Here is a 16,443-nt window from a genome sequence, read left to right on the forward strand (position 1 = left end):
CGTGCGCCAACGGGGTTCGAAGCGCAATCTCGACCGGCTCAGGCCGGCACATCACCGTGGAGAAATATCGAGGCTAGGTCATTCCGCAGGCTCCGGGGTGGTGGATACCAAACGACACCCATAGGTTTGTACCCGTGACAACGATGACCGATCCACAGTGGCAACCGTCTCCGCGCGCACGTCTGCTCTGGGCTCTGAGTGCCGGTCTGCTGTGGGTACCGATCTTCGTCGCCCAGATCGTGTGGGCAATCGTCGACTCCAATTGGACGACCTGGCCGCATGTGGCCGTCCTCGTCGCCTCGGTGGTGCTCGCTGTGCTGCACATCGCGATCGTGCCCCAGTGGCGGTATCGCGTGCATCGCTGGGAGATCAGCGACACCGCGGTCTACACCCGCACCGGCTGGCTGAGCCAGGAGCGACGCATCGCACCGATCTCGCGGGTACAGACCGTCGACACCGAGCGCGGACCTCTCGATCGCCTGCTGGGGTTGGCCACGGTCACGGTCACGACGGCGTCCTCTGCCGGCGCGGTGAAGATCACGGCGCTCGACCAGGAAGTCGCGGACAAGACGGTCGCGCGACTCACCGACATCGCCGGCCGTACCGTCGGAGACGCAACGTGACCGTCGGTGACCCGCAGGATCAGGCAGAACTGCTGGCCGTCGAGGAGGAGCAGCCGTGGCTGCGCCTGGACAAGCGAATGTTGTTGGTACATCCGGTGAACGAGGGCATCAAGCTCCTGCCCGTATTGCTGATCTCGTTCTTCGTCGGCAGCCAGAGCGGCAACCACTACTGGAGTCTCGGCATTCTCGTGGTCGTCGTGGTGTTCGCGATCCTGCGGTGGTTCACCACCAGTTACCGGATCGGTCCGGTGCACGTGCAGCTGCGCAGTGGGGTGCTGCAGAAGAAAGTTCTGTCCATTCCGCGCAACAGGATTCGGTCGGTCGATGTGGAGGCCAACGTTCTGCACCGGGTGCTGGGGCTGTCCATCCTGCGTATCGGCACCGGCCGACAAGCAGGCAACGGCGAGGCCTTCGAGCTCAACGCACTCGACACGTCGCTGGTGCCTGCGCTTCGTGGGGATCTGCTGCAGCGGGTCTCGGGACAGATACCGACGTCCGACGGGATGCCAACGGCGGCTCCGGAACCCGAAGTGGAGATCGCTCACTGGCAGTTCTCGTGGGTGCGGTTCGCACCGTTCTCCATCACCGGCATCGTCACCATCGCCGCGGCCGTCGGTGTGCTGTTCCAGTACGGACTCGGGCGAACATTGGCCGAGTCTTCGGTGGTCTCCAACAGCATCGATTCCGCAGAGCAACTGGGAATCGCGTTGTTCGTGGTCGTGGCTCTGATTGCGCTGCTGGTCGTGTCGAGCATCTTCGCGTGCATTCGTTACCTGTTGACCTACGCCAATCTGACGGTCACCGATCAGGGGCGCACGCTCCACGTCAGTCATGGACTGCTGCGGACCCGCCAGTCGACACTCGATCGCAAGCGGCTGCGCGGCACGTCACTGTCCGAACCACTGCTGCTGCGCGCGGTGAAAGGCGCCAGGCTCGACGCCATCATGACCGGCGTCAGCGCCGAGAAGAAGGAATCGTCCCTGCTGCTCCCCCAGGCCCCGCGCGCCGAAGCACTCCGCATGATGACCACGGTCCTCGGCGACGCCGGTTTGCACGGCGGTGCCGACCGCCCCCTGCTGCAGCACGGACCCGCGGCGCGGCGTCGCCGCTACACCCGGGCGGTGCTGCCGGTGTTGGTCATCGCGGCCGGCCTGGGAATCGCGCAGTACTTCGGCGCGCCCATCCCGATACTCGCTTGGATCGCGCTCGGAATATTGTTCGTCGCCGCCTTCGGGCTCGCGCACGATCGCTTCCGTGGCCTCGGCCACGCGGTACTGCCCGGTTGGCTCATCACCCGACACGGCTCGCTCGACAGGAGTCGGCACAGCCTCGAGGCCGCAGGCATCATCGGCTGGACGGTGCGGCAGACGTTCTTCCAGCGTCGCGCCGGGGTGGCCACCATCGTCGCCGCTACTCCGGCCGGCGTAGGTCACTACGAGGTGATCGACATCCCCATCGAGAACGCGTGGGCGATGATCGACGCCGTCACCCCTGGTGCCGGAGACATCTGGCTGCACCGAACCTGACATGACGCGGCCGCAGAGCATCGAGGAGCTCGACCTCGCAGTGTCGGAATGCCGCGCCTGCCCGCGTCTGGTGCAGTGGCGCGAGCAGGTCGCGCTCGAGAAGCGAGCCGCTTTTGCGAACGAAACATATTGGGGTAGAGCGGTTCCCAGTTTCGGACCCGCCGACGCGGCCATGCTGATCGTCGGGCTCGCCCCGGCAGCGCACGGTGGCAACCGCACCGGCCGGATGTTCACCGGAGACCGAAGCGGGGACCTTCTCTATCGCGCGATGCATGCGGCCGGTTTGGCCAACCAACCCACCGCGACGCATATCGGAGACGGGTTGGCGCTCAACGGAGTTCGCATTGCGGCACCGGTGCACTGCGCTCCGCCGCAGAACAAGCCGACTCCCGCCGAGCGAGACGCATGCAGGCCCTGGCTGGACGACGAATTGCGGTTGCTGCGCCCGACGCTACGGTCGGTGCTCGTTCTCGGCGCCTTCGGCTGGCAGTCCCTGTTGCCCATACTGGCGGCCAACGGATGGGAGATACCAAGGCCTGCACCGAAGTTCGGCCATGGAGCCAAGCTCGATCTGGGGTCGATCACCGTGTTCGCCAGCTATCACGTCAGCCAGCGAAACACCTTCACCGGATTGTTGACTCCGACGATGATCGAGGACGTACTGCGGGATGCGGGTCGGCATGCACGCTTGCTGTGATCGCCTTCATCCGGAACATGAACAGCAGCACTCCCGCGGGGCCCGCTCCGGCAACGATCAGCAGCATGGTGCGCCAATCGGCGAGCAGGAGAACGTCGCCGCCGGGCCCGCCGAACATGCACAGCAGAACCGCGGCGAACCATCCGATCAAGGGTGACGCCACCCAGAGCGGCCGCTCGGCGACCTTGCGCGCCGCCAGGATCAACGCGACGTTGGCAACTCCGCCGAGCAGTGCACTGACGGGGAACTGCACCGAACCGAGGTAGGTCGGGAGAAAGAAGACCGACAGAATTCCGGACAGAAAGCCGTCGAACACCAGCACTGCGACCGTCGCCCAGGACACCAGGGCGACAGTATTGGATGCAGCTTTCGAGATCATGCGCCCAATACTGCCTTGACCCTGGTTGTTTCAGTGCGCCGGCACTCAGGAAACCGGCGGGTACCCGAGCGAGGTGAGCAGATTGCTCGCGCCCATGGCGATCTGACCCAGAACGTACTGGTACAGATCTGCCTGTGCGCCGAACTGCGGCTTGAGAGAATCGACGAACGCGACGATGGCGTCCTGCACTACCCAGTTGTACATGTGTGTTCCGCCCCTGCTGTGGTGAGATCGACCCTGTGGTCATTCAGTGATGCGAAGCACAGCCTAGTACGCCTGCGAAAAGGTCCGTCTCCCTGCCCGTCGCATCGCCGCCGGGCTCGCCCCGCACGAGCACGTACTGCTCGTCGAGCAATATCGGCTGGGCGATGTCGTTGGACAGTGCGTACTCGTTGCCCGACGGCGCGACGGTCACCTGAGTCGCATGTGCGCGCAGTGCTTCTCGCTTGGCGTCGAGCACGCCCCGAATGTCGATGCTGGTGGTGATCGTGCTTTCCGGGACGCTGGGCAGCTCACCGTCGACCGGCAGTCGCCATCCGGCCGGAAGCTCGTCGATCGCGGCGAGACCCGACTGCAGTTGATCGTGTCCGGTGACGGTCCAGTAGACCTTCGACACCTCCCACGGTGATCCGGCATCGGGGTAGACCCCGGTTCCGCAGATCTCGACGGCCTCGGTCACCAGTGAGTGCACCTGCTGGTGATCGGGGTGGCCGTACCCGCCCTCGGGGTCGTAACCGACGACGACCTGCGGCCGGAGCTCACGCATGACCGACACGAGCGCTCCGAGGGCCTCGTCACGGTCCGCGTTGACGAACGCGCGCGGTTTGCGAGCCGCCGACGTCCCCGCCATCCCGGAATCCCGCCAGCGTCCGGCTCCACCGAGAAATCGCGGCGGGTTGCAGCCCAGGGCAGCGAGCGCGCGGTGCAATTCCAGGATCCGGTAGCCGCCGAGCTGATCAGCGCGATCGACCACCAGATCGGCCCACGTCTCACCGATCACTTCTCCCTCCTCGCCGAGCGAGCAGGTGAGCACCGTGACCTCGGCCCCGGCGCGGACGTAATGCGCGATGGTGCCGCCGGTGGTGATGGTTTCGTCGTCCGGATGCGCGTGCACCAGGAGCAACCGCTGTGGCTCCGTCATCGCCTGATCCGTCATTGCCTGCCCTGTCATCGCTGGTTACTCGCCGTTCGTTCTGTCGTCCGTATCACTGCCGGCATCGGCATCACTGCTGTCATCGGCCGAGCAGCTGCGCCAGATGCGGCAGCGATCGTGCCGTCACGTCGGGCGCAGCAAGGTAATCCGGGTAGGGCCCGCCGTCGCGATGGATCCAGGCGGTCGCCAAGCCTGCACGGTGCGCGCCGTCGATGTCCCAGGGATGAACCGCGACGAGCATGGCGTCCTCCGGCTTCGCGCCGCACTGTTCGAGTGCGTAGCGGTAGGAGTCCGCGTGCGGCTTCCATCGACCGGCGGCTTCCACCGACAGCAACGACTCGAAATTCTCGCGCACTCCGGCCTTGTCCAGCAGGGTCTGTGCCACCTGGACCGAACCGTTGCTCAGAGTGATCAGCCGGATGCCGAGTGCTGCCAGGGCGGTCACTCCCTCGACGACATCGGAATGAACGTCGAGCTCCGCGAAACCACCCATGATGTGGTCCACCGCGGCGTCCAGATCCGGGTTCGAGGCGGTGTCGAACAGCAGCGTACGAAGCGAACCGGAACCGATGACGGCGAAGGGCTGGGCAGCATCCGCTGCTGCCAACGCGAAGCCGTCCCGGAGCAGGCCCGCGAACCACGTCGCGAACAAGTGCGGCGGAGCGCCCACGTCGGCGAACCGTGCCGGCATCGTGGACATGTCGGACAACGTCTCGTTCACGTCGAACACGATGACGGCGGGGCGATCGATGCGAGTCACCGGGGCGTCCGCATCCACTGCGGCGCGTCGGCGAAGATCCCGACCTCGACCGGGCCGGTCAGCGAGACGCCGGTGATGCCGGGTACGGCGGCCACCACGGATGCGTCCTGCATGATCGGCAGCGTCGACGCCAGCGACCACAGCCTCGGCTCGATGTCGTTGGTGGCCACGGAGGACTCGAGACCGCTCACCAGTGCCCTGTCGATCGTCGGTTGCAGTTCCGGAACACACAGGCCGGACAGATTTCGCGGTATCTCGACGCCGTCGCCGCTGCTGTCGGCGGGCTCGTCGACGCAGCCGAACCGGGAGGCGAGGGCCGTGGCGGGGTCGACTCCCGCGCTGGTCCATCCGACCACCGCGTCGACGGTTCCGTCGGTCAACGCCGTCGAGTACAGCTCGTCGGCGGGAAGTGGGGTCACGGTCGCATCGATGCCTGCGCCGACGAGTTCGTCTGCGGCCGTTCCGGCGACCGCGAGCGCGATGTCGTCGTTCTCGACGGCACCGATCACGAACCGCAACGCTGTGCCGGTCGGGTCCGCAAGCTTGGTGACACTCGGGCCCGGAGCGCTCGTGGAGGTCGGGTCGGGACTCGTCGTCGGAGCGGCGGTGGTCGGTGCGCTCGGGTTCGGGGTCGATGTGACCACGGCATCGGGTGTCGGTACGAACCCGGCCCGTTCGAGCAGTTGGAGAGCAGCTGTTCTGCCGATGGGGGCCGGTGCCGTCGCGGTGTATCCGGGGTCGGACGGCGAGGACAGCTGCGCTGCTGCCCGGCGATCCGTCGCGCCACCGCCGGCTCCGACCGTCGCCAGCAGATCGGGGTCGAGCAGACCCAGTATCCCCTGTCGCACAATCGAATTCGACATGTTCGACGCTCTCCCGTTGACTGTCATCGACAGCACTCGGGATTGCCGGATGGTGTCGGTACGCACGCCGGGAATTGCCGAGAGTTGGGCTCTCAAGGCCGAGTCGCCACGAACCTGGGCGATCTGAGCGTCACTGGACCGCAGTGAATCGGCCAGCTGCGCGGAGGTGCCCCCGCGGCGGATGAGGATCTGGTCGGGTGATGCGGGCTCGCCCCAGAATCGGTCGTTGCGTTCGAGCAGAATCTCGTCCCGCCCCCGGTCGACGGTCTTGATGTTGAACCGAGAACCGGAGACCGGCACATTGTCCGTCAGGCCGCCCTGAAAACCGCCGGGTGAGTCCTTGAGCAGATGCGAGGGCACCAGATCCGCGAAGAGCCGCTGCCAGGCCGGATACGGCGACGAGAGCGTCACGTCGACCGTCTTGCCACCGCCCGAGGATGCGACGTCGTCGATCAAGGCGTACCCGGCCGGATCGACGACGCCGGGTTGAGTGGTCATCTGCTGCCACAGGTAGCGGAAATCCTCGGCGGCGATCGGTGCGCTGTCGGACCACTGGGCCTCGTTGCGCAGCTGATAGCGAATGGTGAACGGCGATTGCGACGTCACCTCGGCCGAGATCAACAACGACAGGTCCGGTTCCCAGGTCGTCACCCCGGTGTCCGGGTCGCGCGAGGGACGGAACGGGCTGGGCAGTACCAGTGAACCGACCGCGGCAGTGGCAGGCGACTGATCTGCCAGAAGATGGGGGTTGAAGCCGATGCCGACATCGTCGATGGCGACGACGACCGGGTCACCGGTCTTCGCCGGCACCATCGTGGTGCTGACCGTGGTCTCGATGCTCTCGATCGGGGGCGGGGGATCCGCAGTGCACGCGGTGAGTACCAGAGCGATGGCAGAAACCAGAACCGTCGGCATCAGCACCTTGCGCAACGAGGATCTCCTTCGTAGTCGGCTACCTTGTGCGACAGAAGCGACGCGCCCCACAAGGGTGACACGTCGCTTCTGCCGCACGAAGTGAGTCTTACAGAGCAGCCTTGTCGCGGGTCTTGCTCCGCGAACGCTCACGAGCGCGCTCGTTGGAATCGAGGTGCACCTTGCGGACGCGCACGACCTCGGGGGTCACCTCGACGCACTCGTCGCCTGCACAGAACTCCATGGCCATTTCCAGGTCCAGCTTCTTGGGCTTGGCCAGCGTCTCCATGACGTCTGCGGAGGACTGACGCATGTTGGTCAGCTTCTTCTCACGGGTGACGTTGATGTCGAGGTCTTCCTGACGCGGGTTGATGCCCACGACCATGCCCTCGTAGGTGTCTGCGCCCGGCTCGACGAAGAACGTGCCGCGATCGGCCAGCTGGATCATCGCGAACGGAGTGACGGTGCCGTGACGGTCCGACACGAGCGAGCCGGTGTGGCGCGCGCGGATCTCACCGGCCCACGGTGCGTACCCGTGGAAGACGGCGTTGGCGATACCGGTACCGCGAGTGTCCGTGAGGAACTCGGTGCGGAAACCGATCAGGCCACGCGAAGGAACGATGAATTCCATGCGAACCCAGCCTGCGCCGTGGTTCGTCATCTGGACCATCTTGCCCTTGCGTGCAGCGAGCAGCTGAGTGACGGCACCGAGGTACTCCTCCGGTGTGTCGACCATGAGCTCTTCGAAGGGCTCGTGCAGTTTGCCGTCGACCGTCTGGGTGACCACCTGGGGCTTGCCGACGGTGAGCTCGAAGCCCTCACGACGCATCTGCTCGACGAGGATGGCGAGAGCGAGCTCGCCACGACCCTGGACCTCCCAGGCATCGGGGCGACCGATGTCGAGGACCTTGAGCGAGACGTTACCGATGAGCTCTTGGTCCAGACGGCTCTTGACCATGCGCGAGGTCAGCTTGTGGCCGCTGACGCGTCCGACGAGCGGGCTCGTGTTGGTGCCGATGGTGACCGAGATGGCCGGCTGGTCGACGGTGATGCGCGGCAGAGCAACCGGGTTCTCGAGGTCGGCGAGGGTGTCGCCGATCATGATGTCCGGGAAGCCTGCGACGGCGACGATGTCTCCTGCAACACCCTTCTCGCCGGGCACGCGCTCGACTCCGATGGTGTTGAGCAGCTCGGTGATCTTGGCCTTCTGGACGACGGGCTCGCCGTCGACCTCACGCATCCAGCTCACGGTCTGGCCCTTGGAGAGCTGTCCGTTGTGGATACGGACCAGGGCGAGACGGCCGAGGAAGGCCGACGCGTCGAGGTTGGTGACGTGCGCCTGCAGTGGAGCGTCGACGTTGCCCTTGGGCGCGGGGACGTAGCTGAGCAGGACCTCGAAGAGCTCGTCGAGGTTCTCGGCGTCGGGGGCGTGGCCGTTCTCGGGCTGAACCTTCGATGCCTTGCCTTCACGGCCGGAGGCGTAGAGAACCGGAAGGTCCAGCGCCAGCTCGGCAGCTTCGGATGCCTCGTCGTCCAGGTCGGACGCGAGGTCGAGGAGCAGATCGTGGCTCTCCGAGACGACCTCTTCGATACGCGCGTCGGGACGGTCGGTCTTGTTCACGACCAGGATCACCGGCAGCGAGGCGGCGAGCGCCTTGCGGAGCACGAAGCGGGTCTGCGGAAGCGGGCCCTCGGATGCGTCGACGAGGAGGACGACACCGTCGACCATGGACAGGCCGCGCTCGACCTCTCCGCCGAAGTCGGCGTGGCCGGGGGTGTCGATCACGTTGATGACGGTGATGGTGCCGTCGGCATTGCGCTTGTGGACGGCCGTGTTCTTGGCCAGGATCGTGATGCCTTTTTCTTTTTCGAGGTCACCCGAGTCCATGACGCGGTCGATCGCTTCGGCACGTTCCTCGAACGCGCCGGACTGTCGAAGCATGGCGTCGACCAGGGTGGTCTTGCCGTGGTCGACGTGTGCAACGATGGCGACGTTGCGGAAAGTGGTGGTGCTGTCGATGTTGTCTGCACTGCTTGGGGCGCTCACGCGAAAAATTCTCCTGGAGTCGAATGCGGGCTCTTGTTCGCTAGCGGGCTTATGTCGCTAGAGAAGCGCGCTGCACCGCGAGGTTCTCGCGACTGATCGAGTTTACCCGTAGTCCGGCAGTGCCCCGCGCCACCCTCAGGTCTGTGACCTGCGCCACCCATTAGTCTTGGTGCTCATGGGCAAGATAAAGGCCGCAGATGTCTCGGGGATGAAGCCCAAGAAAAAATGCTGCCGCAAGAAGGTTCGTTGCATCAAATGCCCCGTCGTGATCATGCGAATGAAGAAGCTGGAATCCGCGGGGGCGACCAAGAAAGACCTCAAGAAAGGTCTGAAGACCGCTCGGGCGAAGTGAGCAGAATTTCCTGCAACTCGGGCATCCAGAGTCGGTCGGCATCGACCAGATCCATCGTCGGCAGGGTTTCTGCGTCCACCCACCGTAGAGCCGAATGTTCAAGTGCTGCAGGAACTCCCGAGATGAGGCAGGCCCGGTAGGCGCGGAGCACGAGACCGCCGGGCAGGTCGACGTCGCCGGAGAGCGCCGCGCCGATCGAGCACTCCACGCCCAGTTCCTCACGCAGCTCGCGCACCAGGGCCGCGTCCTCCGACTCCCCCGGCTCCACCTTGCCGCCGGGCAGTTCCCACCGGCCGGCCAGCTCGGGCGGACGAGTTCGTCGAGCGAGCAGCAGTCTGCCCTGCTGCGTCAATGCGGCTGCGACAACCACAGCGGCGGGGGTACCGGACATGCCACCATCTTTCTATGACCGAACTGCTGACCGACCGTGACATCGAGGACGCCCGACTCGCCGAATGGACCGTGGACGGGAAATCGCTGACGCGCACCGTCGAACTGGCGTCGTTTCCAGCGGCGATCGAGGCGGTGAACCGCGTGGCCGAGGCCGCGGAAGAGGCGGACCATCACCCCGACATCGACATCAGATGGCGGACGCTCACGTTCACGCTCTCGACCCACTCCGCCGGCGGGCTCACACAGAAGGATGTGGATCTGGCGCGTCGGATCGACGGGCTGATCGCGAACTGATGCGTCCTGCATAGACCACCCAGCCCAGGAACAGGGCCGCTCCGACGACGTCGACAGCACCGGCCCACGCCTCGAGGCCGGGGCGGGGAATGGTCCAGATCGATTCCTGGAAGAAACTGAGCAGCCACGGGACCCCCACGGTGACCGTCACCAACCAGTAGCCCGCGACGATCTTCGACCCGGCGACGTCGCGTAGCGGCCCGTGCACCAGCCAGATCACCATCGGGATCACCCAGATCCAGTGATGGGACCACGAGATGGGCGAGATCAGCAGACCGAGGAGCTGCACGATCACCAGCGTGCCCAGATGGTCCTCGCGTCCGATCGCCCGCCATGCCGCGATCGCAAGTCCTGTCGCGAGTACGGCGGCGGCGATCCACACCGGCCCCTGCCCGACGTCCTCCCCCGCGATCCGGCTGAGCGCGCCCCGCAGGGACTGATTCCAGACCGAGCCGACGGGGCCGATTCGGTCGGCATCCCCGAGCAGCGTGGTGAAGTAGGTGGCCGCCTGGTGTCCGAGTGCCGCGTAGCTGACCGCGACGGTGAGGGCGAAGGCCACTGCCGAGAACGCCGCTGCCTTCCACCGCCGAGTGGCCAGGAAGTACAGGCCGGTGATGGCCGGGGTCAGCTTGATTCCGGCAGCGAACCCGACCAGCCCGCCTGCCACCCACCACCTGCTGCTGCGTACCGCGACAATCGCCAGCAGCACCAGGAACACGTTGACCTGGCCGTAGTCCAGCGTCGTTCGCACGGGTTCGGACCACAGACCCAGCGCGGTCCACAGCATCGCGATACGCACCCAGTGCGGCTCGGCGGCGCGATCGTCGCCGAGAACCATCGACAGCGTCAGCTTCACCACGGCGAACAGCGCGATCATGGTCGCGGCCTGCCAGAGCACTCCGACCAGCGTGAACGGGAGATAGTGCAGCGGAAAGAACACGAGCGCGGCGAAAGGCGGGTACGTGAACGGGAGCGGGAAGTCCGGGGTCTGCACCGAGTACGTGTAGTCGTACAGATTGCCGCCGAGAAGTGTCGCGGAGCCGTCGACGTAGACGTGGAGGTCCACGAGGTTCATTCCGTTGGGCGTCGCGAAGGCCCAGACGAATCGGCTGATCACCGAGACCGCGAGCAGAACGGGGGCCAGCCGAACAAGTCGGTTCACTGTGCGTGCGGTTCCGTTCGGTATCGATGCCGTGTATCGATCGTCGAGCTTATAGGGCTCAGCTCATACGCCCCAACCACCGATGTGCCCGAGTAACATTTGCATCACCTTTCACACTGACAACTTCAGTAACAGGTTATCGTGTGCGTCTGCGGAGAATTCGCAGCGTGTGACCAATAGACTGCCCTGGCATAGATGCGACGGGGGAGGGCTCGATCGACAACAGCTGTACATCGGGGATTGCGCTACATAGAGTGACCCCTCGAGCACCGGCTGTCGCCGTGGGCCCGCGTCATGATCAGAATGGGGAATATCACCGTGCTTCGTACCCGCGGAACGCGTCGCGTAGTTACAGCTTTCGCCGTAGCCGCAGCCGCCGCACTAGTCGTGCCGACCAGCGCATCCGCACAGCCGTTGGTGCCGATGGCACCGGCAGATCTGCCCGCAGCACCGGCCGATCCCGCTGCTCTGATTGCTCAGTTCCTTCCCGCCCCCGGTGAGCCGATGCCCAACCTGGCCGAGGTGGAGGCACTCGCCTCGTTCGCACCGGCCATCGTCGGTGCCGCAGCCGGACCTGCCGACGTGGGTGCCGCCCCGGCCGCCGACCTGCTGGGTCAGGCCCGCGCGCTGCTCGAGACGGCGCAGCTGCCGGACCAGGTCAAGTCCCTGCTCGAACGGGTCATCACGTTCCTGGACGGCTCCGGCGGCGGCGGACCGGAACTGCCGGCCGACGGACCCGTCATCGCCCAGTTCCTGTACCCGACGCTCGGCGTGGGATGCATCTCCGACACCGCCGATTCCGTCGGAACCGCCTTGGCCGTACCCGGCCCAGCCACCCTGCCGCCTCCCGGACCCGGCGCAGGCCAGGCCGGCTTCGTCTTCACCGCTCTCGGCACCGCCCCGATCGCCGCCGAGCAGGCAGCTCCTCTGACGGTGACCTGGCTCAACATCGACAACCGTCGCTCGGGCACCCAGGATCTCACCGGCGCATCCATGATCAACACCGACGGTCCGGCGACGCTGTCCGCGATCGCCGACACCGGCCCCGGACGCGTTCTCTCGGTCGTCTCCGGTTCGATCACCACGCAGTCGAAGGAAGACCCGGCGGTAGCACCGCGCAGCTGCACCTTCCTGCCCACCATCGGTACGGTCTACGTCCCGTAGCTCGTATCTGCACTACTGACGCAGTTCGCCCCCGGCTTCCGTGAGAAGCCGGGGGCGAACTGTTTGTGGGGTGAATTCGGAAAGAATATGCATGGGTTCTCCGAATGCCGTGCTGCATTCGGAGATTGTCGGATGAATTACATCGTTGGTATTTCAGAGAATGTCAGCGGCAGATTTCGACCACTGCCCGTAATCGGCCTTCAGAATATTGTTGATGTCGACTTTGACTCCGCCTACGAAATCCTTGTCGATTCGGATCTGATGAATGTGCGCGTCGGGATGAACGAAGCCCTTCGGCGTTCCCCAATTGTGCTGCCAATACCACCGGCCGAGGCCGGCGACCGAGGCCAATTCGATGGTCGGTGAATTGGCGTAGATCCCCGTGTTCTCGGCTCCGATCACCGACTGCCAGCCCAGGATGTACGGCGCGATCAGGGTTGCGAACTCCACTGCGGTGGGGTTGTCGTCGATCGACGCGTAGATCGGGCGGTCTGCCGGACCTCCGGCGGCGAGGTGGAGCTCGAGGCCTCGCTCCGCGTGCTTCACGCCCGCTGCGTACCCGCCACGCCAGTCGGACGTGGTCCCCTTGCCGAATTGATAGTTCGAGACCACTTCCAGGCCTGCAGATGTCAAGGCATCGGCCTCGGACTTGCGCATCGGCTTCCCGATCATCCAGTTCGCATCCGGTCGCCGATCGGAAACGTAGCGGACAGCTCCGAGGTGACCGGCATTCTTGATCGCGGATGCCGATGGCACCCCACCCGAGTAGTCGACGAGTGTGCCGAGCCCGGCGTCGGCGTGCGCGGTCGCCGAACCCAACGCAACCAATCCGACGGCGGCCGCGGACCCCGCGGCGGCGTACTTGAACAGTTCACGTCGCGAAACCTGCACACAAATCTCCATCGTCGTTCGATCGCGGCGGCGCGCCTATCCGAGAAATCGCACAACCACTGCTATCTTCCATCGTTTGTCGTATCCCACCACAATCCCATCGGTACCGCCAGCCCCACTGCTCACACCCACCCCGTTCCCCTCCAGCTTCACACGAGCACCTCGCGCACCCAGATAACGAACATGAATATGGTGGAGGGGACGACGCACGGACGAACGCGCTGAGGAGTGGATGGACATGGGCGTAACGCTTGCCAAGGGTGGAAATGTCTCGCTGACCAAAGAAGCACCGAATCTGACGGCGGTGAGCGTGGGACTCGGCTGGGATGTCCGCGCCACCACCGGCGGTGACTTCGATCTCGACGCCAGCGCCATTGGACTTCGCACCACGAAGAAGGCACTGAGCGACAGCTACTTCGTCTTCTACAACAACCTGCGCTCCCCCGACGGTGCCATCGAGCACACCGGCGACAACCGGACCGGCGAGGGCGAAGGTGACGACGAGAGCATCGATGTCGACCTGGCTGCCCTGACCCCGGAAGTGGACTCCATCGTCTTCCCGGTGTCCATTCACAACGCCGACGCCCTGGGCCAGAATTTCGGTCAGGTCGTCAACGCCTTCATTCGCGTGGTCGACAAGTCCGATGGGCGCGAACTCGCCCGTTTCGACCTCAGCGAAGACGCCTCCACCGAAACCGCGATGGTGTTCGGCGAGTTGTACCGACGCGGGGCCGAATGGAAATTTCGCGCCATCGGCCAGGGCTACGCCTCGGGGCTGGAGGGAATCGTGCGCGACTTCGGCATCGACGTGGGGTGACGGCACTCACAGCCCGGCTCGTTGGGACCGTCTCGATTGAACAACGGAATCTTTCTGAGCTTGTGACGTCGAGATGATGTGTGGTGATATCAGCGCAACCGCAACATAAGCCACATCAGTCACAGGAGTCACACATGTCTCGTCGCCTCAGCCGTCTGGCGGGCGCGCTCGCGCTCTCCTGCGCGGCATTGCTCGCTGTTCCCGCCACTGCCGCAGCGGATCCGGCATCGGCCGATCCGCTGGCGCAGGCGATCGCCGCACTGCAGGGACAGGGTGGTGCCTCGCTCGACGCCGCGACCGCGATCGCCGACTCACGCACCCCGGTCGCCGAGGATGCGAACGTCGATCCCTTCGCCGCACTGAATGCAGCCAACAAAGCCCTCACCGACTTCGGCATCACGCCGTTCTTCTACCCCACCGCAGCCATCAACTGCTCCGCAACGGCGAGCTCGCCCCTCGGCATCGTTCCCGGTGTCGCAGGCGGAGCGGCAGGACCGTGGCCGCAGCTGACCGCGCCCGCCATCCCCACGTTGCCGTTCCTGCCGTCCATCCAGATTCCCGAGCTCAATGCAGTCGACAAGGGCGAGACGATGTTCGCGTTCGTCCCGGCCGGAATCGTGAACGATTCCGAGAACAAGACCGGGATGCAGGTCGCCTGGTTCAACGTCAACACCCTGCAGGGCGGATTCGCCGACTTCGGCGGCCTGGCAACCACTCTCGCCGATTCGATCCTCACCAATTCCGGTGTGCCCGACGCCGCGAAGGACATCGTTCGGCCGTTCGTCATCGGAGCGATCGACTCGCTGCCTGCCGCCGGTGCCCGCGCCGTACCCGTCGAAACCGGATCGGGAACCGTTCTGGCCGCGGTGTTCGGCACGGTGAACCACAAGGCCCTCGACGGTTCGGACAAGAGCTGCTTCTTCTTCCCCACAGTCGGCATGATCAACGTCGCCTAGTAGGTAAGCAAGACCACGAAGGGCCCTGCAGCGCTCTGCTGCAGGGCCTTTCGTCTATGCCCTGACGATTCGACCCAGCCGTCCCAGGACCGCCTGCATCTCGGTGTGTTGCGAGCGCGCCGCCCAGGGGCGTTGCCTGTTTCGTCCCCGCATCTGCATCGCGGCCCCGGTCACGAGGTCACCGTTGGGGGCGAAATGCACGCGGACTATCTCGTTGAGTGAACGGCCCAAACCGAAACTCGCAACGCCACTGCAGAATCCGTAGGGAAACAGCGGTGCATCGGGTTCGTTGTACTTACCGCCGACGAACACCGGGCTGCCGGTACGGAAGTCGCGGCACTGCGCGATGAAGCCGTGGAAGGCACGCCCCTTCTCGCGTCCGTAGTATGCGATGCCCACCCGCCCGGACCCGGTGGCGGTGATTGCGCCGAAGCGGGCGTCGCGCACTCCCGGTGCCGACACCACCACCGGCCTCGACCAATTCACCGCGCCGTCCGAGGACCAGGCAGCATGCAGCAATCCGTCGCGGTCCGGCCACACCGCGTACACGTTTCCGTCATCATCGACGGCCATCGACTCCGGCAGCAGATAGCGCGAACCGAGCAGCAGAAAATGCACTGCGTTGCGGTACTTCGCCAGCGCCGATCCCGGAACCATCCGAACGTCCCACGTCAGGCCCTCGTCGCGACTGACCGCCACAGCGAACCGTCGACCGTAGCGGCCACCGATGTAGACGGTGCCGTCCGGACCGACGACACCCTTACCGAACGAGACGTACTCCCGACTCGGCAATCCGGGGATGTTCTTCGAATCGATGTCGAAACCACCGGCTACCTCCCACTTCACCCCGCCGTCGAAGGACCGCCAGATGACCTGACGGGTGACGTTGATCAGTGGCCTCACACGTACTGCGAACGGCGTGGGCGCGGACAGGTACGTAACCCTTCCGGTCCGTGAATTGCTCGGACCGGCAAACACTTTGGCATCCATCCTGGCTTTCGATGCCACTGTGCGCGTGCGCCAGGTTTCGCCCCGATCGTCACTGACTCCCAGGGTGAAGCCCGTTCGCAACTGATGGGGCGGCACCGCGTCGAATCGTCCGGCGTGCAGGAACAGACGCTCGTCGACGTCGTCGAAATACAGATACGGCCGATTCCGACTCCGTTGCACGCCCTCGGGAACCGATGCGCGCCATGACTTTCCGAAATCGGACGAGCGCAGTACCCCGATGCCGTCTACGGTGAAGGCGGGCGCGACGAACACGGTGTTGTCCGCCGCGACCCCGAGGGTGCAGGCCGCGGAGCCGTACTCGGTGTAGGAGATGTCGGTGACGAAGTCGGCCGATGCGGCGGCGTTGGTCGAGGAACGCAGTCCAGCCCGATAACCCGAGGCAACTCTGGGCGTCACGACACCCGCCGTTGGGTGCCGCCGCGGCGTCGCGGCCACAGTGCTGG

17 protein-coding genes are annotated in these 16,443 nt (G+C 65.3%); 7 read left to right on the top strand and 10 right to left on the bottom strand.

The window, feature by feature from the left end; all coding sequences use genetic code 11:
• The first annotated feature begins 143 nt into the window (after nt 1-143).
• From R4P47_RS22500 to R4P47_RS22510, 3 genes are all read left to right on the top strand, one after another.
• Complete coding sequence (locus R4P47_RS22500; RefSeq protein WP_068052988.1) at nt 144-623, top strand: PH domain-containing protein; 480 nt, start codon at nt 144-146, stop codon at nt 621-623.
• A 77-nt stretch (nt 624-700) separates the two neighbouring features.
• Nucleotides 701-2,149: a PH domain-containing protein gene (locus tag R4P47_RS22505; RefSeq protein WP_317785838.1), complete on the top strand. Its 1,449-nt coding sequence runs from the start codon at nt 701-703 to the stop codon at nt 2,147-2,149.
• A 1-nt stretch (nt 2,150) separates the two neighbouring features.
• On the top strand, nt 2,151-2,846 hold the full coding sequence (locus tag R4P47_RS22510) for a uracil-DNA glycosylase (RefSeq protein WP_317785799.1): 696 nt from the start codon (nt 2,151-2,153) through the stop codon (nt 2,844-2,846).
• Here the strand turns inward: R4P47_RS22510 and R4P47_RS22515 are convergent.
• The 7 genes from R4P47_RS22515 to R4P47_RS22545 all read right to left on the bottom strand — a co-directional run bounded on the left by R4P47_RS22515 (nt 2,773) and on the right by R4P47_RS22545 (nt 9,703).
• On the bottom strand, nt 2,773-3,225 hold the full coding sequence (locus R4P47_RS22515; RefSeq protein ID WP_149407585.1) for a hypothetical protein: 453 nt from the start codon (nt 3,223-3,225) through the stop codon (nt 2,773-2,775). The two genes, R4P47_RS22510 and R4P47_RS22515, sit on opposite strands and share 74 nt — an antisense overlap.
• 45 nt (nt 3,226-3,270) lie before the next feature.
• Nucleotides 3,271-3,429, bottom strand: a complete 159-nt coding sequence (locus R4P47_RS22520; protein WP_008714214.1) for a hypothetical protein — start codon at nt 3,427-3,429, stop codon at nt 3,271-3,273.
• Nucleotides 3,430-3,472: 43 nt separating this feature from the next.
• Nucleotides 3,473-4,366, bottom strand: a complete 894-nt coding sequence (gene mshB, locus R4P47_RS22525) for an N-acetyl-1-D-myo-inositol-2-amino-2-deoxy-alpha-D-glucopyranoside deacetylase (protein WP_317785800.1) — start codon at nt 4,364-4,366, stop codon at nt 3,473-3,475.
• Nucleotides 4,367-4,457: 91 nt separating this feature from the next.
• Nucleotides 4,458-5,138 (bottom strand): haloacid dehalogenase type II, encoded by a 681-nt coding sequence (locus R4P47_RS22530; protein ID WP_317785801.1) that lies wholly within the window; start codon nt 5,136-5,138, stop codon nt 4,458-4,460.
• A complete protein-coding gene (locus R4P47_RS22535; protein ID WP_317785839.1) occupies nt 5,135-6,916 on the bottom strand; it encodes an ABC transporter family substrate-binding protein in 1,782 nt (593 codons plus the stop codon). The genes R4P47_RS22530 and R4P47_RS22535 overlap by 4 nt, the downstream gene beginning before the upstream one ends.
• A gap of 106 nt (nt 6,917-7,022) precedes the next feature.
• Nucleotides 7,023-8,960, bottom strand: coding sequence for a translational GTPase TypA (gene typA, locus R4P47_RS22540; protein WP_068052974.1), 1,938 nt, complete (start codon nt 8,958-8,960; stop codon nt 7,023-7,025).
• 317 nt (nt 8,961-9,277) lie between these two features.
• Complete coding sequence (locus tag R4P47_RS22545; RefSeq protein ID WP_317785802.1) at nt 9,278-9,703, bottom strand: (deoxy)nucleoside triphosphate pyrophosphohydrolase; 426 nt, start codon at nt 9,701-9,703, stop codon at nt 9,278-9,280.
• Between the two features lie 14 nt (nt 9,704-9,717).
• On the opposite strand from R4P47_RS22545, the gene R4P47_RS22550 reads away from it, so the two are divergent.
• A complete protein-coding gene (locus tag R4P47_RS22550; RefSeq protein ID WP_317785803.1) occupies nt 9,718-9,999 on the top strand; it encodes a 4a-hydroxytetrahydrobiopterin dehydratase in 282 nt (93 codons plus the stop codon).
• Here R4P47_RS22550 and R4P47_RS22555 read toward each other — a convergent pair.
• Entirely contained in the window at nt 9,944-11,161 is a 1,218-nt protein-coding gene (locus tag R4P47_RS22555; protein WP_411567377.1) for a mannosyltransferase, read from the bottom strand. The genes R4P47_RS22550 and R4P47_RS22555 overlap by 56 nt on opposite strands.
• Before the next feature lie 303 nt (nt 11,162-11,464).
• On the opposite strand from R4P47_RS22555, the gene R4P47_RS22560 reads away from it, so the two are divergent.
• Nucleotides 11,465-12,325: a hypothetical protein gene (locus R4P47_RS22560; RefSeq protein ID WP_317785804.1), complete on the top strand. Its 861-nt coding sequence runs from the start codon at nt 11,465-11,467 to the stop codon at nt 12,323-12,325.
• A 153-nt stretch (nt 12,326-12,478) separates the two neighbouring features.
• Here R4P47_RS22560 and R4P47_RS22565 read toward each other — a convergent pair whose 3' ends face one another.
• Nucleotides 12,479-13,228: a DUF1906 domain-containing protein gene (locus R4P47_RS22565; RefSeq protein ID WP_317785805.1), complete on the bottom strand. Its 750-nt coding sequence runs from the start codon at nt 13,226-13,228 to the stop codon at nt 12,479-12,481.
• A 226-nt stretch (nt 13,229-13,454) separates the two neighbouring features.
• On the opposite strand from R4P47_RS22565, the gene R4P47_RS22570 reads away from it, so the two are divergent.
• Both R4P47_RS22570 and R4P47_RS22575 read left to right on the top strand, forming a co-directional pair.
• A complete protein-coding gene (locus tag R4P47_RS22570; RefSeq protein WP_068052993.1) occupies nt 13,455-14,033 on the top strand; it encodes a TerD family protein in 579 nt (192 codons plus the stop codon).
• A 134-nt stretch (nt 14,034-14,167) separates the two neighbouring features.
• Entirely contained in the window at nt 14,168-14,989 is an 822-nt protein-coding gene (locus tag R4P47_RS22575) for a hypothetical protein (protein WP_317785806.1), read from the top strand.
• Nucleotides 14,990-15,043: 54 nt separating this feature from the next.
• Here the strand turns inward: R4P47_RS22575 and R4P47_RS22580 are convergent, their stop codons facing one another.
• Nucleotides 15,044-16,396: a sialidase family protein gene (locus R4P47_RS22580; RefSeq protein ID WP_317785807.1), complete on the bottom strand. Its 1,353-nt coding sequence runs from the start codon at nt 16,394-16,396 to the stop codon at nt 15,044-15,046.
• Between the last annotated feature and the right edge of the window lie 47 nt (nt 16,397-16,443).

Origin of the sequence: Rhodococcus sp. IEGM 1370 (genome assembly GCF_033142325.1) — a bacterium.
In the GTDB taxonomy this organism is placed as follows: domain Bacteria; phylum Actinomycetota; class Actinomycetes; order Mycobacteriales; family Mycobacteriaceae; genus Rhodococcoides.

Bases quoted from the DNA above. Each gene is read 5' to 3' on its own strand.
- R4P47_RS22500 (WP_068052988.1), top strand. From the start codon at position 144: ATGACCGATCCACAGTGGCAACCGTCTCCGCGCGCACGTCTGCTCTGG.
- R4P47_RS22505 (WP_317785838.1), top strand. From the start codon at position 701: ATGTTGTTGGTACATCCGGTGAACGAGGGCATCAAGCTCCTGCCCGTA.
- R4P47_RS22510 (WP_317785799.1), top strand. From the start codon at position 2,151: ATGACGCGGCCGCAGAGCATCGAGGAGCTCGACCTCGCAGTGTCGGAA.
- R4P47_RS22515 (WP_149407585.1), bottom strand. From the start codon at position 3,225: ATGATCTCGAAAGCTGCATCCAATACTGTCGCCCTGGTGTCCTGGGCG.
- R4P47_RS22520 (WP_008714214.1), bottom strand. From the start codon at position 3,429: ATGTACAACTGGGTAGTGCAGGACGCCATCGTCGCGTTCGTCGATTCT.
- mshB (WP_317785800.1), bottom strand. From the start codon at position 4,366: ATGACGGAGCCACAGCGGTTGCTCCTGGTGCACGCGCATCCGGACGAC.
- R4P47_RS22535 (WP_317785839.1), bottom strand. From the start codon at position 6,916: ATGCCGACGGTTCTGGTTTCTGCCATCGCTCTGGTACTCACCGCGTGC.
- R4P47_RS22545 (WP_317785802.1), bottom strand. From the start codon at position 9,703: ATGTCCGGTACCCCCGCCGCTGTGGTTGTCGCAGCCGCATTGACGCAG.
- R4P47_RS22550 (WP_317785803.1), top strand. From the start codon at position 9,718: ATGACCGAACTGCTGACCGACCGTGACATCGAGGACGCCCGACTCGCC.
- R4P47_RS22560 (WP_317785804.1), top strand. From the start codon at position 11,465: ATGGGGAATATCACCGTGCTTCGTACCCGCGGAACGCGTCGCGTAGTT.
- R4P47_RS22565 (WP_317785805.1), bottom strand. From the start codon at position 13,228: ATGGAGATTTGTGTGCAGGTTTCGCGACGTGAACTGTTCAAGTACGCC.
- R4P47_RS22570 (WP_068052993.1), top strand. From the start codon at position 13,455: ATGGGCGTAACGCTTGCCAAGGGTGGAAATGTCTCGCTGACCAAAGAA.
- R4P47_RS22575 (WP_317785806.1), top strand. From the start codon at position 14,168: ATGTCTCGTCGCCTCAGCCGTCTGGCGGGCGCGCTCGCGCTCTCCTGC.